Source organism: Methanobrevibacter sp. UBA412, assembly GCA_002495685.1.
Lineage (GTDB): Archaea > Methanobacteriota > Methanobacteria > Methanobacteriales > Methanobacteriaceae > Methanobrevibacter_A > Methanobrevibacter_A acididurans.
Genome location: DAGJ01000008.1, coordinates 1 through 19,683, shown reverse-complemented (window position 1 = coordinate 19,683; position 19,683 = coordinate 1). Strand labels below are relative to the sequence as shown.

18 protein-coding genes, 2 tRNA genes and 1 other RNA gene are annotated in these 19,683 nt (G+C 29.6%); 10 read left to right on the top strand and 11 right to left on the bottom strand.

All coding sequences use genetic code 11. The features are described 5' to 3' along the window. Positions 1–142: 142 nt before the first annotated feature. From gatB to hisE, 3 genes are read left to right on the top strand one after another with little or no spacing between them, the layout of a single operon-like run. The gene (gene gatB, locus BP997_RS02465) at positions 143–1,495 is read left to right on the top strand and encodes an Asp-tRNA(Asn)/Glu-tRNA(Gln) amidotransferase subunit GatB (protein ID WP_413824860.1); all 1,353 of its coding nucleotides are present in this window, start codon (positions 143–145) and stop codon (positions 1,493–1,495) included. 32 nt (positions 1,496–1,527) lie between these two features. Next, the gene (locus BP997_RS02460; protein ID WP_413827087.1) at positions 1,528–2,337 is read left to right on the top strand and encodes a CBS domain-containing ParB/RepB/Spo0J family partition protein; all 810 of its coding nucleotides are present in this window, start codon (positions 1,528–1,530) and stop codon (positions 2,335–2,337) included. A gap of 24 nt (positions 2,338–2,361) precedes the next feature. Then, a complete protein-coding gene (gene hisE, locus BP997_RS02455; protein WP_409198375.1) occupies positions 2,362–2,652 on the top strand; it encodes a phosphoribosyl-ATP diphosphatase in 291 nt (96 codons plus the stop codon). 50 nt (positions 2,653–2,702) lie between these two features. On the opposite strand, the gene BP997_RS02450 is transcribed toward hisE, so the two are convergent. Next, on the bottom strand, positions 2,703–3,311 hold the full coding sequence (locus tag BP997_RS02450) for a GNAT family N-acetyltransferase (protein WP_413828229.1): 609 nt from the start codon (positions 3,309–3,311) through the stop codon (positions 2,703–2,705). Positions 3,312–3,341: 30 nt separating this feature from the next. Then, positions 3,342–4,133 (bottom strand): nickel pincer cofactor biosynthesis protein LarB, encoded by a 792-nt coding sequence (gene larB / locus BP997_RS02445; protein ID WP_413828763.1) that lies wholly within the window; start codon positions 4,131–4,133, stop codon positions 3,342–3,344. 129 nt (positions 4,134–4,262) lie between these two features. Here larB and hypF point away from each other — a divergent pair, with 129 nt between their 5' ends. Next, positions 4,263–6,572: a carbamoyltransferase HypF gene (gene hypF / locus BP997_RS02440; protein WP_413828761.1), complete on the top strand. Its 2,310-nt coding sequence runs from the start codon at positions 4,263–4,265 to the stop codon at positions 6,570–6,572. A gap of 25 nt (positions 6,573–6,597) precedes the next feature. Here the strand turns inward: hypF and BP997_RS02435 are convergent, their stop codons facing one another. Further along, a complete protein-coding gene (locus BP997_RS02435) occupies positions 6,598–7,179 on the bottom strand; it encodes an ArsR/SmtB family transcription factor (protein WP_413828759.1) in 582 nt (193 codons plus the stop codon). 308 nt (positions 7,180–7,487) lie between these two features. On the opposite strand from BP997_RS02435, the gene BP997_RS02430 reads away from it, so the two are divergent. The 3 genes from BP997_RS02430 to dnaJ all read left to right on the top strand — a co-directional run bounded on the left by BP997_RS02430 (position 7,488) and on the right by dnaJ (position 11,456). Next, complete coding sequence (locus BP997_RS02430; protein ID WP_413828757.1) at positions 7,488–8,063, top strand: nucleotide exchange factor GrpE; 576 nt, start codon at positions 7,488–7,490, stop codon at positions 8,061–8,063. A 92-nt stretch (positions 8,064–8,155) separates the two neighbouring features. Then, the gene (gene dnaK / locus BP997_RS02425; protein WP_413824697.1) at positions 8,156–10,066 is read left to right on the top strand and encodes a molecular chaperone DnaK; all 1,911 of its coding nucleotides are present in this window, start codon (positions 8,156–8,158) and stop codon (positions 10,064–10,066) included. Between the two features lie 229 nt (positions 10,067–10,295). Then, on the top strand, positions 10,296–11,456 hold the full coding sequence (gene dnaJ, locus BP997_RS02420; protein ID WP_413828756.1) for a molecular chaperone DnaJ: 1,161 nt from the start codon (positions 10,296–10,298) through the stop codon (positions 11,454–11,456). 372 nt (positions 11,457–11,828) lie between these two features. Here the strand turns inward: dnaJ and rnpB are convergent. The 4 genes from rnpB to BP997_RS02400 form a co-directional block, all read right to left on the bottom strand. Continuing rightward, positions 11,829–12,121: RNase P RNA component (gene rnpB, locus BP997_RS02415), an RNA gene on the bottom strand. A 102-nt stretch (positions 12,122–12,223) separates the two neighbouring features. Continuing rightward, a tRNA-Met gene (locus BP997_RS02410) sits at positions 12,224–12,298 on the bottom strand. Between the two features lie 121 nt (positions 12,299–12,419). Then, positions 12,420–12,905, bottom strand: coding sequence for a hypothetical protein (locus tag BP997_RS02405; RefSeq protein WP_413824311.1), 486 nt, complete (start codon positions 12,903–12,905; stop codon positions 12,420–12,422). Between the two features lie 23 nt (positions 12,906–12,928). Then, positions 12,929–13,333, bottom strand: a complete 405-nt coding sequence (locus tag BP997_RS02400) for a hypothetical protein (protein ID WP_413824334.1) — start codon at positions 13,331–13,333, stop codon at positions 12,929–12,931. 168 nt (positions 13,334–13,501) lie between these two features. Between BP997_RS02400 and map the strand changes: the two genes are divergently transcribed. Further along, positions 13,502–14,434 carry a type II methionyl aminopeptidase gene (gene map, locus BP997_RS02395; protein ID WP_413824314.1) on the top strand — a complete coding sequence of 311 codons (933 nt, stop codon included), beginning with the start codon at positions 13,502–13,504 and terminating at the stop codon, positions 14,432–14,434. A 232-nt stretch (positions 14,435–14,666) separates the two neighbouring features. Here the strand turns inward: map and frhB are convergent, their stop codons facing one another. The 4 genes from frhB to frhA are packed head-to-tail and all read right to left on the bottom strand — an operon-like array spanning position 14,667 to position 18,179. Continuing rightward, the gene (frhB, locus tag BP997_RS02390; protein WP_413824317.1) at positions 14,667–15,512 is read right to left on the bottom strand and encodes a coenzyme F420 hydrogenase subunit beta; all 846 of its coding nucleotides are present in this window, start codon (positions 15,510–15,512) and stop codon (positions 14,667–14,669) included. 12 nt (positions 15,513–15,524) lie between these two features. After that, positions 15,525–16,457 (bottom strand): coenzyme F420 hydrogenase subunit gamma, encoded by a 933-nt coding sequence (frhG, locus tag BP997_RS02385; RefSeq protein WP_413824320.1) that lies wholly within the window; start codon positions 16,455–16,457, stop codon positions 15,525–15,527. Between the two features lie 19 nt (positions 16,458–16,476). After that, entirely contained in the window at positions 16,477–16,941 is a 465-nt protein-coding gene (frhD, locus tag BP997_RS02380; protein WP_413824322.1) for a coenzyme F420-reducing hydrogenase, FrhD protein, read from the bottom strand. Between the two features lie 20 nt (positions 16,942–16,961). After that, positions 16,962–18,179, bottom strand: a complete 1,218-nt coding sequence (gene frhA / locus BP997_RS02375; RefSeq protein ID WP_413824324.1) for a coenzyme F420 hydrogenase subunit alpha — start codon at positions 18,177–18,179, stop codon at positions 16,962–16,964. A 576-nt stretch (positions 18,180–18,755) separates the two neighbouring features. On the opposite strand from frhA, the gene BP997_RS02370 reads away from it, so the two are divergent. Next, positions 18,756–19,382, top strand: a complete 627-nt coding sequence (locus BP997_RS02370; protein ID WP_413824326.1) for an endoglucanase — start codon at positions 18,756–18,758, stop codon at positions 19,380–19,382. 136 nt (positions 19,383–19,518) lie between these two features. Then, a tRNA-Arg gene (locus tag BP997_RS02365) sits at positions 19,519–19,592 on the top strand. Positions 19,593–19,683 lie beyond the last annotated feature (91 nt).

Below are 19,683 nucleotides of genomic sequence, written 5' to 3'. Positions count from 1 at the left end.
TCTTAACCAATATATATTATAGAGTAAAAAAAATAAAGAATTATTATAAAAATATTTTTTACTACTATTTTTTATAAAAAAAATTTTCCATTAATATAAAAAAAATTATTCAATGGGAGGAATTACTATATCTGATGTAAACATGATGTGTGGATTAGAAATTCACGTACAATTAGAAACTGAATCCAAACTTTTTTGTGAATGTAAAACTAATTATAAAGAAGCTCCGGCTAATTCAAATATTTGCCCAATATGTTTAAACCAACCAGGAGCAAAACCTTACCCAACAAATGAAAAAGCTATAAAAAATGCTTTAATGATATCTTTAATGCTTAACTGTAAAATAGAACAAAATCAAGCTTATTTTATGAGAAAACATTATGATTATCCTGATTTATCCAGTGGATACCAAAGAACAAGTATCCCAATAGGATATGAAGGAGAATTAAATGGTATTAGAATAAGAGAAATACATATGGAAGAAGATCCAGGACAATATAAACCTGACAGAGGAACAGTTGACTTCAACAGATCCGGAATTCCATTAATAGAAATTGTAACAGAACCTGATATCAAATCTCCAGAAGAAGCAAGAAACTTCTTAAAAGAATTAATACGAGTATTACAATACAGTAAAGGAGCACGTGGAGAAGGTACTATGAGAGCTGATGTAAATGTTTCCATAAACGGAGGAAACAGAGTAGAAATGAAAAACATCAACTCCATTAAAGGAGCTTTCAAAGCACTAAAATTTGAAGTTGTAAGACAAAAAAACCTTACAAAAAGAGGAATAGAAATAAAACAAGAAACCAGAGCATACTTAGAAACTCAAATGATTACTGTATCAATGAGAGACAAAGAAAATGCAGATGATTACAGATTTATTCCTGACCCAGATTTACCTCCAATGCAAATATCAGACAAACAAATAAACGACATAATTGAAATAATGCCTGAAACACCATATAACAAGGCAAAAAGATTTGAAAAACAATATGGTATAGATAAAGAATCTGCAAAAGTATTAACCTCTGAAATAGATTTAGCAGATACTTATGAAAATGTTGTAAAAGAAATAAATCCAGAATTTGCTGCATTATGGATGAAAGATGAACTTAAAAGAGTATTAACTTATAATAAAATTGATTTAGTTGAAAGTGAAATCACCTCCCAAGACTTAATCGAATTATTCAACTTACTTGAAAATAAAAAAATCACAACTAAAGCAGGGCAAAGAATTATTGAAAAAATGCCAAATGAAGAAAAAACTCCAAAAGTTTTAGCTGAAGAATTAGGATTAATAGGTGTAGTTGAAGAAGATGGAATAGTTAAAGCTGCTAAACAAGCAATCGATGAAAATCCAAAAGCAGTTGAAGATTATAACAATGGACAAAAAAATTCAATTAATTTCTTAATGGGTCAAGTAATGAGATTAACTCGAGGTAAAGCAGATCCTGGAGAAACTGTTAAAATATTAAACGACTTATTAAAATAAGAAAATAGAATTTAATAGGAGGATGAAATTTTATGACAAGTAATGAAACTAAAATAAAATCAACAGTTAAAGATTATATGACTAAAAATGTAATTACTGTAACTCCTAACACTCCAAGTGCTGATGTAATTAAAATAATGAAAAAAACTGGACACGATGGATTCCCAGTTGTTGATGATAATGGGGCAATACAAGGTATAGTTACTGCTTACGACTTACTTCTTAAAGATTGGGCTGAATTAGTTAAAGGAGTAATGTCTAATGAAGTTGTAGTTGCATTAGATGATATGTCTATTAATGATGCTTCTAGAGTAATGTTTAGACATGGTATTTCCAGATTACCTGTTGTTAACGATGAAAAACAAGTTAAAGGAATCATAACCAATACAGATATGGTAAGATCACATATAGAACGTTCCACACCAACTAAAGTAGAATACTTTAAAGAAACATTAGAACAATTATATGGAATAAAAACAAAACTAAAACGAAAAGAAGTTCCAGTTAATGATTTAAGACCAACCCAAGATAGAATCTATGCTGATGAATTACAAGGAAGAATATATGAATTAGAAAGAGGATTAGCAGAACCTGCAATAGTTGTAAAAACTGGTAATCGTTGGATTCTTGTAGATGGACATCATAGAGCAGTGGCATCAATAAAATTAGGATTCGATAAAATAGATTCATATGTTATTGACTTAGGTCAAGATTTAAGATTAGGAATGGAAAAAACAGCAGATTCACAAGGAATTTATAAATTTGATGATATAAACATAATTGATGATGCTCAACACCCATTAATTGCATTAACTGAAACAATAAAAACAAAAAGAGATTAAATAAAAAATTTTGGAGGATTTAATATGGCAGATGAAACAATCATCAATGAAGTATATAAAGTACTAGAAGATAGAAGAGACAATCCTATTGATTCTTACACATCTAATATTATGAAAGATAGTGATAAAAAAGCTGTTGATAAGATTTGTGAAAAAGTAGGTGAAGAAGCAGCAGAAGTTATTTTAGCTGCAAAAAATGATGAAAACCTTGTTTATGAATCTGTTGATTTAATATTCCATAATTTATTACTCCTAGCATATAAAGGAGTAAACTTAAATGAAGTATTTGATGAATTTGAAAGAAGAAGAAAATAAATCATTAAATTTCAATTAAAAAAAAAATTTATTCTTCATTACTCTTTTTTTCATAAAATATATTCTAAATTATACATTCCTCTTTCTGGATCTAAAATTTTTGATGACTTTTGATTAAATACTGAAAACCCTAAGGATTCATAAAGTTTTAAAGCACCTAAATTTCTAAAATCTGCATCAAGCACTACTCTTTTATAACCCTCATTTTTCGCATATTTAATTATTTTATTAATAACTAATTTTCCTAAACCTTGACCTCTATTTTCAGGGTTAATAGCAATTTCACCAATGTATAAATCATTATTATTAACTTTTGATAGAACTAATCTATCTAAAAATGAGATATAAGATAATTTAGAAGCTTCAGAAAATCTTAAATTTTTAAATAAAAATAAGCTATCTTGAATAAGATTATGAGTTTCACCTTTACTAATTTTAACCATACCCATTATCTTACGATAATCATCTAAAATAACATAAAAAGAATAATTTTCATTACTAGCTTTTTTAAAGTTTAATAACATTTCATCTTCTAATGCAAAAAGAGCAATATCTTTATTTTTAAAGACTTTTTCATATGTTCTAAAATCCACATCATAGGTTAAACTAGCTAGTTTATGATAATCATGAATTTCAGGATTGAATTTTTCAAAAATCATTTTTTAACACAACAAAAAAAATTATTAAATTTAACGATTTTTAACAATTGTTAAAGCTAAAACTCCTGCACCAAAACCATTATCAATATTTACAACAGCTATTCCAGGAGCACAAGATTGAAGCATAGCAAATAAGGCTGTTTTACCATTATCACTTACACCATAACCTATACTAGTAGGAACCGCAATAACAGGCACATCCACTAAACCAGCAACAACTGAAGGTAATGCACCTTCCATTCCTGCACATGCTATAATGCAATTAACTTTATCTTTTATCATTTTACTAATTTGAGGTAAAAGTCTATGAATACCTGCAACACCAACATCATAGGAACTTATTACTTCACAACCACCTTCTTGAATTACAATTTTTGCTTCTTCTGCAACTGGAATATCAGAAGTTCCTGCAGTAAGTATACCTATTTTCCCATAATCTGGATTAATCTTATTTTTTAGTGGATAATTATTAATCCTTAAAATTTTAGCTTTAGAATTATAATCTAAATTAAAACCTTTTTGTTTTAAATCACTTAAATCTTTATTTAAAGATTCAAATCTGGATTTAGATAAACGAGTGAAAAGTAATGAAGATTTTTCATTAGGTTTAACTGATTTAAAATAATTATTTGCTATAATAATTAAATCTTCATAATCTTTACCACTAGAATAAACAGCTTCAGGAAAACCTGTACGATCCTCCCTATCCCTATCGAATTTAATTAATCCTTCCATATCAATTATATTATCAGCTTTTAAAATGTTTTCACATTCTTCAATGGTTATTTTACCATCTAAAAGATTCTTTAGTGTTTCTTTCAATTCATCCACCAATGTTTTTTTAATTTTATAAAGACTTATATTTTTATTAACTATTTATAATATATTAGTTATTATTAATATTTATAAAAAAAATTATTTTTACTAATTTTTTAATAGGAAACAATTATTATGAAAAGTACAAAGATTTTAGTTCAGGGCATTGTTCAAGGAGTAGGATTTAGACCTTTTGTTTACAGAGTTGCAACTGAATTAAAATTAAAAGGTTATGTTAGAAATTTAGGAAATGTAGTTGAAATAGTACTTCAAGGAGAAAATAAGAATATTGAACAATTTTTATATGATTTAAAAAATAAAAAACCCCCTATTTCAAAAATAAATTCTATTAAAACCAAAAACTTTGAAAACAATGAAGAGTATGATGAATTTAAAATTTATGAAAGTTTGGATAATTTTTCTGGAACTTCTGTTATACCTCCGGATTTAGCTATTTGTGATAATTGTTTGAAAGAAATAAGAGATCCAAATAATAGAAGATATCATCATCCTTTTAATGCTTGTACTGATTGTGGTCCACGTTTTACAGTTATAGAAAATGTTCCTTATGATAGAGATAAAACAACTATGGATGATTTTCCATTATGTGATAAATGTGAAAAGGAATATACAGATCCTTTAAATCGAAGATATCATGCAGAAGCAATGTGTTGTCCTGATTGTGGTCCGAAATTAAGTTTATTTGATAAAGAGGATAATGATTTAAATTCAAAACATCCTTTACATGATACTGTGAAATTATTAGATGAAGGTAATATATTAAGTATTAAAGGTATTGGAGGAACACATTTAGTTTGTAAAGTTACAGATGAAGATGTTGTTAATCGTTTAAGAAAACGTCTTGGGAGAAAAAGTCAACCTTTTGCAGTTATGAGTCCTGATATCGAAAAATGCTTAACTTTTACTGAGATAAGTCAAAAAGAGAAAATAACTTTAAAATCTAAGGAAAGACCTATTGTAGTGGTTAAAAAAAGTAAGGATTATTATTTTGCAGATTCAGTAGCTCCAAATTTACATACAATTGGGGTGATGTTACCTTATTCTCCTTTACATAATCTTTTGTTTGATTTTAGTGAGGAGCCTGCATATATTATGACATCAGCTAATGTTCCAGGTGAACCTATGATGATAAGTAATGAGGAGATTCTTGGAAACTTAAAAGGTATTAGTGATTATAGTTTAATTCATAACAGAAGAATTGTTAATCGTTGTGATGACTCTGTTGTACGATATCGTAATGATATGTTATCTTTTATTAGACGTTCTAGAGGTTACACACCTGAACCTTATGATTTGAAAGGTAAAGTTTTAAATAAAAATGTTTTAGCTCTTGGTCCTGAATTAGATGTGACTTTCACAATAGTTAAAAATAATTTAGCATATGTTTCCCAACATATTGGTAATACTAATAAATATAAAACTTACTTGTTTTTACAAGATGCTATAAAAAATATGATGAATATTACAAAGACTAATGATTTTGATATAATTGCTTGTGATATGCATCCTCAATTTTTCACAACTAAATTAGCTAAAGAATTAAGTGAAAAATATAATGCAGAATTAGTGCAAGTTCAACATCATCATGCTCATGGAGTTGCTTTAGCAAATGATAATGATATTGATGAAATGATTGTTATTGCATCTGATGGTGTAGGTTATGGTAGTGATGGAACTGCATGGGGTGGGGAAATACTTTATACTGATATTGAAAGTTTTGAAAGATTAGGATCTTTAATGCCTCAAAAGATGCCTGGTGGAGATTTATGTGCTAAATATCCTGCTCGTATGTTAGCTAGTATATTGGATTCTTGTGAAAGTTTCACTAGAGATGAAGTAATTAAATTATTAAAAGAAGATTATGTTGATTATTTCCCTCATGGAGATATGGAGATTGAAAATCTTTTTAAACAATTAGATTCTAATTTGAATGTTGGGATTACTAGTAGTACTGGTAGAGTATTGGATTCTATTTCAACTGCATTAAATATTTGTGGTGAACGGAATTTTGAGGGTGAAGCTGCTATGAAATTAGAATCTGTGGCAATACCTGCTAAAGGTGAATATAGTATTCCTCTTAGTTTTAAAAAAGTAAAGAATCGCACTGTTCTGGATACTGGTAATATTTTAAAAAGTGTTATAGATTTAATTAATGATGGTGTGGAAAAAAGTGAAATTGCTTATGCTGGACAAGTTGCTGTTAGTGAAGGTTTAAGTAAGATTGCTGTTGATGCTGCAAGAAAAAAAGATGTTAAATGTATTGGTGCTACTGGTGGTACATTTTATAATGAGTTAATTAGTTTAACTACTAAAAATTATATTGAAAACAATGGTTTTGAATTTATTCAACACAAAAATTCTTGTGCTGGTGATGGTTCTGTTTCTTTAGGTCAAGCTATTGTTGCAGCTTATAAAAAAAAGTAAAAAAAATAAAAAATTAAATTTTTTTTTAATATTGTTCTGTGAAGAAATATGTTTTGTGTGGTTTTATGATATCTTTTCTATTATCTTGTTCGTCTGCAGTTCTTTCTAGGATGTATTCTGCTCGACTTTTTAGATTATCATATAATCTTATTAAACTTTTAAGTTCTTCAACAGCTTCCCATTGACCTTGATCGATTTTTTTCTCTAATTCTAAGAGTTTTGACCATTCGTCTCCTGATGGTAATTGTTTTTTATTTAACATATCATCAGGGTTGTTGACATGTATTGTTATTGGTGTGATTTGTATGTTTACGGTGACATCATTTGGCATGTCATAGTATTTTCGTGGTCTTCCTCTGACTACTTTTTTAAATGAAGAGTTTAAGATCCCAATATCTTCCATTGCGCGTAAGTGTTCTATTATAGCTTTTTGTCCGATATTTAGTTCTTGTGAAATTTCACTAACAAATTTTGGTTCATCTCTTAGTAAATTGATTATGTCTCTTCTAGTTTTACATCCTATTACATCTAAGATGTCTTCCATACTCACATCTTCAAGGTCTATATGGCTATTTTGGTTTTGTGAATTTTGTGGATTGTTTGTCATAGTAATTATATATTAAGTAAATTATCCTTTATATAACTTTTTGTTATTAAAAGATGAAAAAAACCGAAACCTTTATATAACTTTTTGTTATTATAATAGTAATAGAGAAAGATAACTTTTTGTTACTTTAATATTTTTCTCAAAAAATATTATTAAATAAGTCAACCTCCTAAAAAAAAATATATTATCCCAAAAAAATATTTTAATATCTCAAAAAAAATGGAACTTATTATCAAACAACAAAGAGAAAAAAAAGACAGAGTACAAATCCACTTTCTCCCTCTTTAATTATTCATAAAGGTGAACAAATGGCTAATGAAAAAGAAGAAAAAGATTCTAAAAAAACAACTGAAAAATCAGAAAAAAAGAATCTAGAAAAAGATGAAAAAAAATCTAAAAAACTTAACAAAAAATCTAAAAAAGACGAATTAGCTAAAATTAAAGAAGACCTTGAAAAGAAAGAAGAGGAATTAGCTGATTGCAAATCATTAACATTAAGACAACAAGCTGATTTCGAAAATTACAAAAAATTTTCAGAAAAACAAAAGTCCGAATTAATAAAATATGCTAACGAAGAATTAATAACAAACCTTCTAGATTGCTATGAAGACTTAGAACGAGTAACAGAAAACTCACAAACAGAAGAAGATGCAATTGAAGCAACAAAATTAATTTATAAAAAAATGACTAAAGTTTTAGAAAAAGAAGGATTAAAAGTAATCCTTGCAAAAGGAGAAAAATTTGATCCATACAAACATGAAGCACTACTAGTAACAGATAGTGACGAATACGAAAACAATGAAATAATTGATGAACTAATGAAAGGATACACCTTAAAAGATAAAGTAATCAAATATTCCAAAGTTAATGTATGTAAAAAATAGATCTGAAAAATTTTAGCAAAAATAAAAAATTAATATTTATAATATTATTATAAAAAAACTCATAAAAATAACAAAAAATAAGGTGACAAACTATGTCTGAAGAAAACAAAAAAGAAAAAATAATCGGTATTGATTTAGGTACCAGTAACTCAGCAGCATCCGTACTTGTAGGTGGAAAACCAACAATCATCCCATCAGCAGAAGGAGCAACACAATACGGAAAAGCTTTCCCAAGCTACGTTGCATTCACCGAAGACGGACAAACATTAGTTGGAGAACCAGCTAGAAGACAAGCAATTACAAACCCTGAAAACACAATAAGTGCAATTAAAAGAAGTATGGGTACTAATAAAAAAGTAAAAGCAAACGGAAAAGAATACACCCCACAAGAAATTTCCGCAATGATCTTACAAAAAATCAAAAAAGATGCAGAAAGTTTCTTAGGAGAACCAATCGAAAAAGCAGTAATCACAGTTCCAGCATACTTTGATGATAACCAAAGAACCGCAACAAAAGATGCAGGTACAATTGCAGGATTAGATGTAGTAAGACTCGTAAACGAACCAACAGCAGCAAGTTTAGCATACGGAATCGATAAACAATCCGATGATGATATAAACATTATGGTATTCGATTTAGGAGGAGGAACCCTCGATGTAACCATTATGGAATTTGGTGGAGGAGTATTTGAAGTAAAATCCACAAGCGGAGACACCCAACTCGGTGGTACCGATATGGATAATGCAATTATGAAATACTTAGCTGATGAATTCAAAAAATCAAGCGGAATCGACTTAATGGACGATGACCAAGCAGTACAAAGATTAAGAGAAGCAGCTGAAAAAGCAAAAATCGAATTATCCACAACATTAACAACTGATATAAACTTACCATTCATCTGCGTAGATGGTAGTGGAAAACCACAAAACTTAATCAACACATTATCCAGAGCAAAACTCGAAGAATTAGTAAACGGAATCGTTAACAAATGTGGAAACCCTATGAAACAAGCATTAGATGATGCAAAAATGAACAAAAAAGACATCAACAAGATCATCCTCGTAGGAGGACCAACTAGAATGCCTGTAGTTCAAAAATATGTAGAAAAATTCATAGGTCAACCAGTAGAAAGAGGAATTGACCCAATGGAATGTGTAGCAATGGGAGCAGCAATCCAAGGAGGAGTATTAGCTGGAGAAATAAAAGACCTCGTTCTTTTAGATGTAACCCCATTATCCTTAGGTATTGAAACATTAGGATCCGTAAGTACAAAACTTATTGACAGAAACACAACCATCCCAACCAAAAAGAGTCAAATATTCTCAACTGCAGCAGATAACCAAACAAGTGTAGACATCCATGTATTACAAGGTGAAAGACCAATGGCTGCAGATAACACAACTCTCGGTAGATTCCAATTAATAGGAATACCAGCAGCACCAAGAGGAATGCCACAAATTGAAGTTACCTTCGATATTGATGCAAATGGAATATTAAATGTAACTGCAAAAGATATGGGAACTGGAAAAGAACAAGCAATCACAATATCTGCACCAAACAAATTATCTAAAGATGATATTGATAAAAAGGTTAAAGAAGCAGAAATGCATGCTGACGAAGATAAAAAGAAACAAGAAGAAATTGAAGTCAGAAACAATGCAGATTCCATGATTTACACTTCAGAAAAAACAGTAGAAGATTTAAAAGATAAAATCTCTGATGAAGAAAAATCTGACATCGAAAAATTAACATCCGAATTAAGAGAATTAATTAGCGGTGACGACATAGCAGCAATCAAAGATAAAACTGAAGAATTAACTAAAAAAGTTCAAGATGTAGGTGCAAAAATTTATCAAGAAGCTGCAGCAGCTCAACAAGCACAACAAGAAGCACAAGGTGCAGAAGGAGCACAAGGTGCAGATGCAGGAGCTGACCAAAACAACGCTAATGATGATACTATCGATGCAGACTATGAAGTAAAAGATGATGATAAAAAAGAATAAAAAAAAATTAAGTTAAATTAATTTTTAACTTAAATTATTTTTTTTTAAACAAAATTAGAAAAAATAAACCACCACAAAAAAATAATTTTAAATATTTATATAATAAACAATAATATTATAATAACAAAAATTTATTTTAATAAAATATTAATTCTAATTTTGAACTATTATTCCATTTTTTAAAAATTAAGATCATAGTTCAGTATTTATACATGAAAAAGGTGAACAAATGGCAGAAAAGCGAGATTACTATGAAATTCTTGGAGTAGACAAAGGTTCTACCGACAAAGAAATTAAAAAAGCTTATCGAAAATTAGCAATGAAATACCATCCAGATGTCAGTGACGATCCAGATGCAACAGAAAAATTCAAAGAGATAAGTGAAGCTTATGCTGTTTTATCAGACGAAGATAAACGACAAAGATATGATAAGTTCGGTCATGCAGGAATGGATGGATTTTCACAAGAAGATATATTCAGAAATGCAAACTTTGATGATATATTCCAAGGTTTCGGAGGATCAGGCGGATTTAACGTAGAAGATATCTTCGACATGTTCGGTTTCGGTGGAGGAAGACCAAGATCAAATAGACAAGGCCCTCAAAGAGGATCTGATATTTATACTGATATAACTATTAGTCTAGAAGAAGCTGCAAGTGGTTTAAGTAAAGATATAACAATAAGACATGATGTTACCTGTCCAAGTTGTAAAGGAGAAAAAGCTGAACCAGGCACTAATACAAAAACTTGTCAAACTTGTGGCGGAACTGGACAAGTAAAACAAGTCAACAGAACAATCTTAGGACAAATGGTAAATATAAGACCATGTAGAGATTGTAATGGAACTGGTAAAATAATAGAAGAACCTTGCCACAAATGTCATGGAAAAGGAACTGTTAAAGAAAGTAAAACCATTAATATCAAAGTACCTGCAGGAGTTGAAACTGGAAACAGATTAAGAGTATCTGGTGAAGGTAATGCAGGGGAAGTTGGTGGAGGATCTGGAGATTTATATGTTCAAATCCGAGTAAAACCAAACAAAAAATTTGAAAGAGATGGATCTAATCTTTACTACGAAAAAGAAATAAGTTTTGTTGAAGCAAGTTTAGGTGCAACAGTAGAAGTTCCAACAATTAAAGGAGCAATAGATTTAAAAATACCTGAAGGAACACAAAGTGGAACTGTATTCAGAGTCCACGAACAAGGTATGCCAATAATGAACCGTGATATGAAAGGAAACCTTTATGTTACAGCAATAGTTGTTGTTCCTCAAAAACTTAATGAAGCTCAAAAAGACTTACTTAAAGAATTCGCTGATATAAGTGGAGAAGAAATCAAAACTTATAAAAAAGGAATTTTTGATAAAGTAAAAGATGCTATTAATAAATAACATTTTTTACAACTTTCTTATTTTTTTAAAACATGAATAATACTTTTTAAATAATTTTTATTAATAATTAAATTTTAAAAAGAATATTTTTTAAATTTCAATAAAAATCCCCTAAAAAATTTAAAAATTAGTAAATTAAACATTAAATATATATGGTGATTAATATAAACTCAAAATTCCATTCATATAGCTAGTTTAATTAATTTAAAGTAAAATTAAATTGTTTAAATTATACTAAGTAATAAAATAAAATATCCTTTATTAGATATAACAAACATTAAAATAATTTTAAAAAACTGATCATAAATTATCATTAAAAATAAATAATTCATTACAAAGAATTAAATAAAAATAGAATAAAAATAATATGGTGCCTGCCGAGAATAACCCACCTTCTGTTTTATCAGCATTCATCTTAGCGGACTACCTTGCCTCATACAGTTGTCATCAGCATTTTTTGCCCTTGCATCCTACAGATTGGCCGTTTCACCGTTCCTTTTAATGTCAATCAGTTAAACATCATAGTCATTCATTAAAAGACGTTTCGTTTCTGCTCCAGAGTCATACTTCTCAGCATATGTTTTTCAACATTGTAGTTCTGTAATGATGGGCGGAGTTTCCTTAGTTTATAAAAAAATATAAACCAGCAGCTGTCTTCAGCTTGCACCATATAATATAATATAAACAGATTTTAATATAAAAAACTTTTCGAAAAATAATCTAATTAAAAAATAGTATTGTATAAAAAAAATTGTTTATAAAAAAAGTAGCAGGGCCTAGATTTGAACTAGGGCTCTCGGGGTTATGAGCCCCGCGGGATCACCAGACTACCCCACCCTGCTATACAAATTAAAAATTCTTATAAAAAAATATTATAATCCATAAGAATTGGATATATATAATTATGTTAACATACTATATAAAGGTTTTGCATAATAAATTAAAAAAAAAAGATAAAAAAAATTATTCTTTATCTAAATCTTCTAAAGCCTTTAATCTAGTATCTAAATCAGCAATATTATCATCAGTGTTGGTTTGATAATCATTGAATCTTTTTTCTAAATCATCAATACTTTCACAAGCAGTATCACATCTTTCTTCAAGATCACTTAAATCATCTTTAGTAACTAAAGACCAATCTTCAATTAACTCCTCACTTTTTTCATCTAAAAAAGAATCTAACTTTTTAGAAAAAAGATCAGTAGAATTATTTAAAGAACTAGGAACATCTTTAAAAGTATATTTAATCTTATCTCCCATAGAAACCTTATCCTCTTCATTTCCATAAGCACCTGAAGGCATAGTTTCAGGTTCACCAGTATCCATAGAAGCAGGAACATAATCCTTAACTTTATCTAAAACATTAGATTTAGCACTAATAATATAATAAAGCAAAATTACAATAGCAAGAATAAGAATAATAATAGCTACAATTTCCACAATATCCATCCACATACTCTCCTAATAAAGTTTTACTTTTTATAAAGCTTCTTTTCTTTTTGTTCAATATCTTTAAGCATTCCTTCTAATTTCTTTTGCTCAGTTTGAGCCTCTAATCTAGCTAATCTTTCATTGATTTCACTATGTAAATAACCAACATTACCTCGAACATCATCAGTAGAAGTTCTTATTTGAGTAAGATGTTCTTGTTGATCTTTAGGTAACTGAACAGGATTTTCCATTAATCGTTTGTTTTCCAAATCTTTTTCAACCATAGCAATTTTTTTAAGTTCAATCTCTTTTTCCATTAAATTAATTGTATTTTTAGATTCAGCAACTTTTCTCCACTGAACAACAACTAACACAATAACAATTACTAAAATAACCGCTAAAATCAAAATAAATAGTTGATTAGGAATTGCAAAATTTGAAGCCATCATAAAATTTTTTCCTCCAAATTATTAATTAAGTAAAATAATTATTAATTAATAAATACTAATTATAAATATAAAATAAATAGTATATAAAAATTTTGAAAAAGGTAAAACCAAAAAAAGTAGATATACTAATAAAAAAAAATTAATAAAAAATATGAAGGAGAAAAAATGGAATCTGATGAAATAGAATCCTACGAAAAAGCAGGAAAAATATTATCAAAAATAAGAAACAATGCTGTAAAACTCATTAAAAATGATTTACCTATATTAGACTTAGTAAGCTATGTAGAAAATGAAACATTAAAAGCAGGTGCAGGAATATCATTCCCATGTAATGTATCAATAAATGAAATCACCGCACATTACACATCCCCAATAAATGATACAAACAAAATGGTTACAGGAGACTTAGTTAAATTAGATATGGGTACCGAAATAAATGGATATGTAGCAGATTCTGCTGTAACAATAATGGTTCCTGGGGATAATTTAGAAGATTTATTTGACGAAGAAACATTAAATAAAAATCAAAACATAATCGAAGCATCAGCCGCAGGATTAGAAGCAGCAATAAGTACAGTTAGAGAAGGAGTGGAAATAGGTAAAATAGGTCAAGCTATTGAAGATGCAATACATGAATATAAATTAAACCCTGTAAGTAATTTAACTGGACATAGCTTAGAAAAATGGAATTTACATGCAGGATTATCAATACCAAATATAAATAACCACGACACAACCAAATTAAAAGAAGGACAAGCTATCGCAATAGAACCTTTTGCTACAGATGGAATTGGTTTAGTAAATGATACTCCAAATTCTTATATCTATTCATTCCTAAAAAATAAACCTTATAGAATAAAACACGATCAAAAAGTAATAGATTATATAGAAAATAATTACCATGACTTACCATTTTCAGGTAGATGGATAACAGAAAAATTTAATCCAAACAGAGCACATGCATCACTTAGAAAATTATCACAAACAATGTCTATCTATCCTTATGCTGCACTTAAAGAAAGATCAGGTGCATGGGTTTCTCAAAAAGAACATACTGTTATAGTAGAACCAGATGGTTGTAAAGTAACTACATTATAAAAAAAATGATAATTAAATAATAATTACTATTTTTAATTTTTATAAAAATATCCACCAAATTTTTTATCACCAAAAAATTATGATTACAATAATTTTTTTATGAAACTAAAAATTAGGAATATTAAAATTTTCTAAAAATATAAATTATAAAAAAAGATTTTAAAATAAGTATAAAAAAAATAAAATAGGTAAATTCATTTAATTAAAAATGAATTACCTTTAAGAAGTCAAATTACCAAGGTACAGGTAATCCTAATTCCATTCTACTTTTTGATTCTTTTGCAGCTTTATCTTTCTTTTGACCTGCTAATTTTTCAAGCATTTGTTTACCAAATTTACCTTCATCAACAGCTTTAGTTTCAATAACTCCAGCTTCGACAGCAGCATCAAATATAGTTTTACCTGCATCAGTTCTAGTTAATACTGTAGACCATCCATCAGGAGATCCTACAGAACCAGTAGATACATCAGCTAATTCTGCAACATAATCTTTACAGATGTTACATCCAGCTTGTTCATATCCGTGTGTTTCTTTTAATTTTAATCCAGTATTACCTTTTGGATCTTCAATCCATAGTTTACCTTTACCAATATCCATCTTATCTGTTAATTCCATGGATCCATTTAATTTGGATTCAACGAAAGTTTGAAGAGATGCATAGGAAAAGTTTTCCATACAGAAAATACCTATTAAAAGTTTAATTTTATCTGCTAAGAATCTTGTGGAAAATGGGTAAGATTGCATTTTTCTAAGACCCATTATTTCACATGGTGTAGCAACTGTTCCTAATTTTTCAATACCACATTGTCTTACTGCTTCTTTTAAAACAGCATTATTTGGAGAAAATGTGTATTTAGTTCCAGCAGCAGCAATAATTTCATCTGCACTCATAGCTATTGTTGGTTCAGGTTGCCATGGAGTATCTGTATTACCTGCAACAACTGCACCTTCAATAATACCTTCATTTAATGCATAGGTAAATAATGCTGTAACTATTCCACCATCTTGTGAGACATTTTGGATTTGTTTATCTGTAGCTCTAGCAGTGACTATATCTTTGTAAGTACCTAATACCATATTTAAATCCTCCTATAGTCCTAAATCCTTTTTAATTTGCTCTTCAGGGAACCAAGATCTTGGACAGTGTGTATAACATGAACCACATTTTACACATCTATCTTTATCATGAGCTGGTCTTCCTTCAACCATTGTGAGAGCTCTTGTAGGACAAGCCATTACACAAGTTCCACAACCAGTACATAAAGCTTTATTTACAACATTAGTTTGTAAATCACAACCACATGCAAGGTTACATGCTGCCATGTCTAACATAGGTTGTAAATAATCCATATCTCCATTAATTAAAGCTACTACAGTTTTAGCTATAATTTCTGGTGATGCAGGACATCCTGGTAATGCAACATCTACTTTTACTACATCTCCAACTGGTACAAATGATTCATGTTTTGGATTACCTTGTTGTCCACCACGAGAGTATCGTGTGAAACATCCGGTTAATGCACAAGATCCAAAAGCACATACTAAGTTTGCTTTTTCTCTTATTTCTTTAATTTCTTTTAAACTGTGTTCATCTTGTAAACAGACTGAACCTTCAACTAATGCTAAATCCATTTCTGGCATATCCCATACATCAACTAAAGTTTGTCCGTAAACGATGTCCACCATGTCAGTGAGTAAGTCTGCAAGAATATCATAATTTTCAGTTAATGACATTCCATCTCCAGTACACCCACTTAAGTGAATATATCCTATTTTTGGTTTATCAGCCACTTTTCCATCCTCCTGTTTTGAAGATTTCTCTTTCTTTGGCTCAGATGATTTAGCTTTATTAGAAGCTTCCTCAGATTTTATAGCCTCTTTTTTAGCTGTTACTACAGCTTCTTTTTTAGCTTCTTCTTTAGATTCTTCTTTAATAGCTTCTTTTTTAGCTTCTTCATCTTTAGATTCATCCGGTTTAGAGCCAATGCCTAAAAACCTTTTAATTCTTTCTATAAAAGACATTGCTAAACCCTCATACCTCTTATAATTTCTTTAAAATCATCTCAACTGCTTCAGGAATAGCCTTTTCAACAGGGTCAGATAAGCCCATCACAACATCAGGTGCAGTAATTTCACCTGGTTGACAGCCCACAATTATAACATCCATTTTTTCGGCTAAGTCTTGAAGGGGTTCTTCTACTGGCCAACTGTGAGCACTTTCATATTTTCCTTTAGGCATATCAAAAGGACTAAAATATTTAAGTGTTCCTGGTTCAGCCCCAAACTCTACAACATCAATTACTATAATTTTCTTCCATCTTTCATCAGGTAATGAAAATATATAATGTGTTGCACTAGTTCCAGCATCAATAAACATAGTTTCTTCTGGCATATCTTTATCCTTAAAACGTTCTTCTAAGGCTTTTATAACATAAGGTCCGAAACCATCATCTTTAAATAATACGTTTCCGCAACCAACTACCAGATTTTCTGCTTCATAAGGCATAATTTCCCTCAATTAGTTGTTTAAATTTTCACCATGTCATTTTTGATAACGCTCTTATCTTCATCATCAACTACCATTACGTGGGTAGCACATGATAAACAAGGATCGTATGCTCTAATAACATGAGCTCCGTATTGATAGTGGAATCCTTCAGTTGCTGGCCCCATTGTTGGAATATTCCAAGTTGTTGGAACTAAAGCATTATAATATTGGATTCTGCCATCTTTAACTACACCCATATGGATATCAGTACCTCTAGGTGCTTCAATTACACCTACACCTAGTTTTCCTGTTCCTCTAGGGTCAAAATCAGCCATGGTGTTTGCAGAAGTATCTAATTCATCTAAAAGATTAAGTGCTTTAGATAAATAGTTTTTCATTTCGTAAGCTCTGGTTATATGTTGAGCTTTGACACCTTTACCGGTATATCCGCCAAATTTAGCAGCTCTTGCTCTTGGACCTGTTTCTACATTTACACCATCGTATAAAGGTACGGATGTACATGCTTTTTTACCTAATTCAGGGTCATCATACCATGCTTCTGGAGTAAGTTCTCTGTATCTTTCAAGATCAAAGAAGTCTCTGTCTCCGTAACCATTACTACTTGCAAATATAGGTTGGTCAATTGCACCTAAACCTTCTGGGAAATCAGCATCTTCAACTAATCCTACGATTAAATCAACATGATCATCCACAACAGGGACTAATGCTTTTAATCTAGCATATAATTTTTTACGTGCTAATTCTGTAATATTTCTTGCCATACCACCGACTCTTACATCGGAAGGGTGAATTCCTTCACCAGCTACCATATCTACTACATATTGTACATTTTTACGGATTGTACCTACAGAATTTACTGCATCTTTAAAAAGATTTTCAGGAACTATATCCGGTGCAACTAAGAAATGGTGTATTGCATGACTGTTTATATTAGAAGAAGAAATTGTTAATTCTCTTAATTGTGCTGCAGCCTTTGGAATTTGTATATCTAATGAATCATCCATTGCTTCTGCTGAAGCTAGAGTATGAGGAATTGGACAAACACCACAGATTCTTTGACATAATACTATCGCAGATTCTGGTGGTTTTCCAGCAACCATCTTTTCTAAGCCTCTAACAGGAGTGATACTTAAGTATCTACCTTTGGTAACTATCCCTTCATCATCGACTTCCATGACAAGTTCGGCATGTCCTTCCTGACGTGATGTAGGAGATATAACTATTTTTTCGCTCAAATGTGTCACCTCTTATTTTTTAAAAAATTTTAGAAACTAACAATTATTATTTTAAAATAAATAGTATTAATAAACTTATGCTTTGAACTAAAAAGAAAGGTTTATATATGATAATCAAAATTATTTGATTAAATTCCAATTATAAGAAACTTAGAATAAAATTAATAAGAAAAATATTAGAAATTTATAAATTAAAACTAAAATTAAAGGTTAATAATTTTTAAAAAAAATTTTTAATAAATTTGATCTTTTGTTTATTGGAATAGAATTCATATAATTAATGTTTGAAATGAAAAATAAAAAACTAAGTAATAAAAATTAAAAAATTAATAATATTCAATTGTTATATATTTATTTAATTAACCAACATCTTTATAATAGTAAAGATACTTATAATAATATATTAATAAAATTTTTAGCCACTAAATTTTATCATTTTTTAAATTTAATGTAATAAAAAATCCTTTAAAAAATTCTTTTAAAGGTTACATTTTTTAAAAAAAATTTTATTAATTAAAAAAAGTCTTAAATCTAAAAAGATTAAGTTATTTATAATAGTAAACCGAGGTGAATCGAATGGATCATGCAAATATAATTATATCCGTAATTGTTGTCTTATGTATTGCTGCAGGAGTTACAGCATACGGATTAACAAACCCTGATAATGCATTTTCAGATCTTGCAGGATTTACACCTTCAGCAGATTCCCTTGCCAGTGCAGGTAATGGATTAGGAAACAATACCACCCAAGCTACTGATTCAAATAGTGCTGGTAGTTCTTCAAATGGCCAACCTAGTTCCAATTCTGGTTCTAATGTTGCAAATTCTGGATCTGGTTCCAATGGTGGAAGCTCAGGAACAAGTTCTAGTGGATCTAGCAACGGAGGAAGTTCTAGTGGATCAAGCAATGGTGGACATAGTACTTCCACTAATGGAAACTCCGGATCAGGAACTAATTCCGGAAGTGGAAGTTCAGGTTCAGGTTCTGGTTCTGGATCAGATTCTGGATCAGGTACTACAAGCCATATAAATTCTACTAAAGCAATAGAAATAGCTAATGAACATGTAGAAGAAGAAGGATGTTCTGTTTCTGCTGCAGTATGGAAAGATAATGATTGGTACTGTTATGTACATGATAAAGATGGAAATACTGTAGATTGTATTATCATTGATGGTAATGGTAATGTTATAGGAGAAGGTTAAATTTAATATTTATATTATTGATTAATCTATTGATTAGTCAATAAAATTTATTTTTCTGCAATTTTTTTTTTAGAATTAATTTAATAGATACATATATATAGTATAAAAAACAGATGTTAATACATCTTGTTAATGAGGGCTCGTAGCCTAGTTGGATAGGGCGTCGGACTTCTAATCCGAAGGTCCCGGGTTCAAATCCCGGCGGGTCCGTTTAAACTTTTTTTAAACTGATTTTTCTCATTTGAATTTATGATTCTAATTACTATTTTTTAATAATATTGGTTTTGTAGAAACCCTTTAT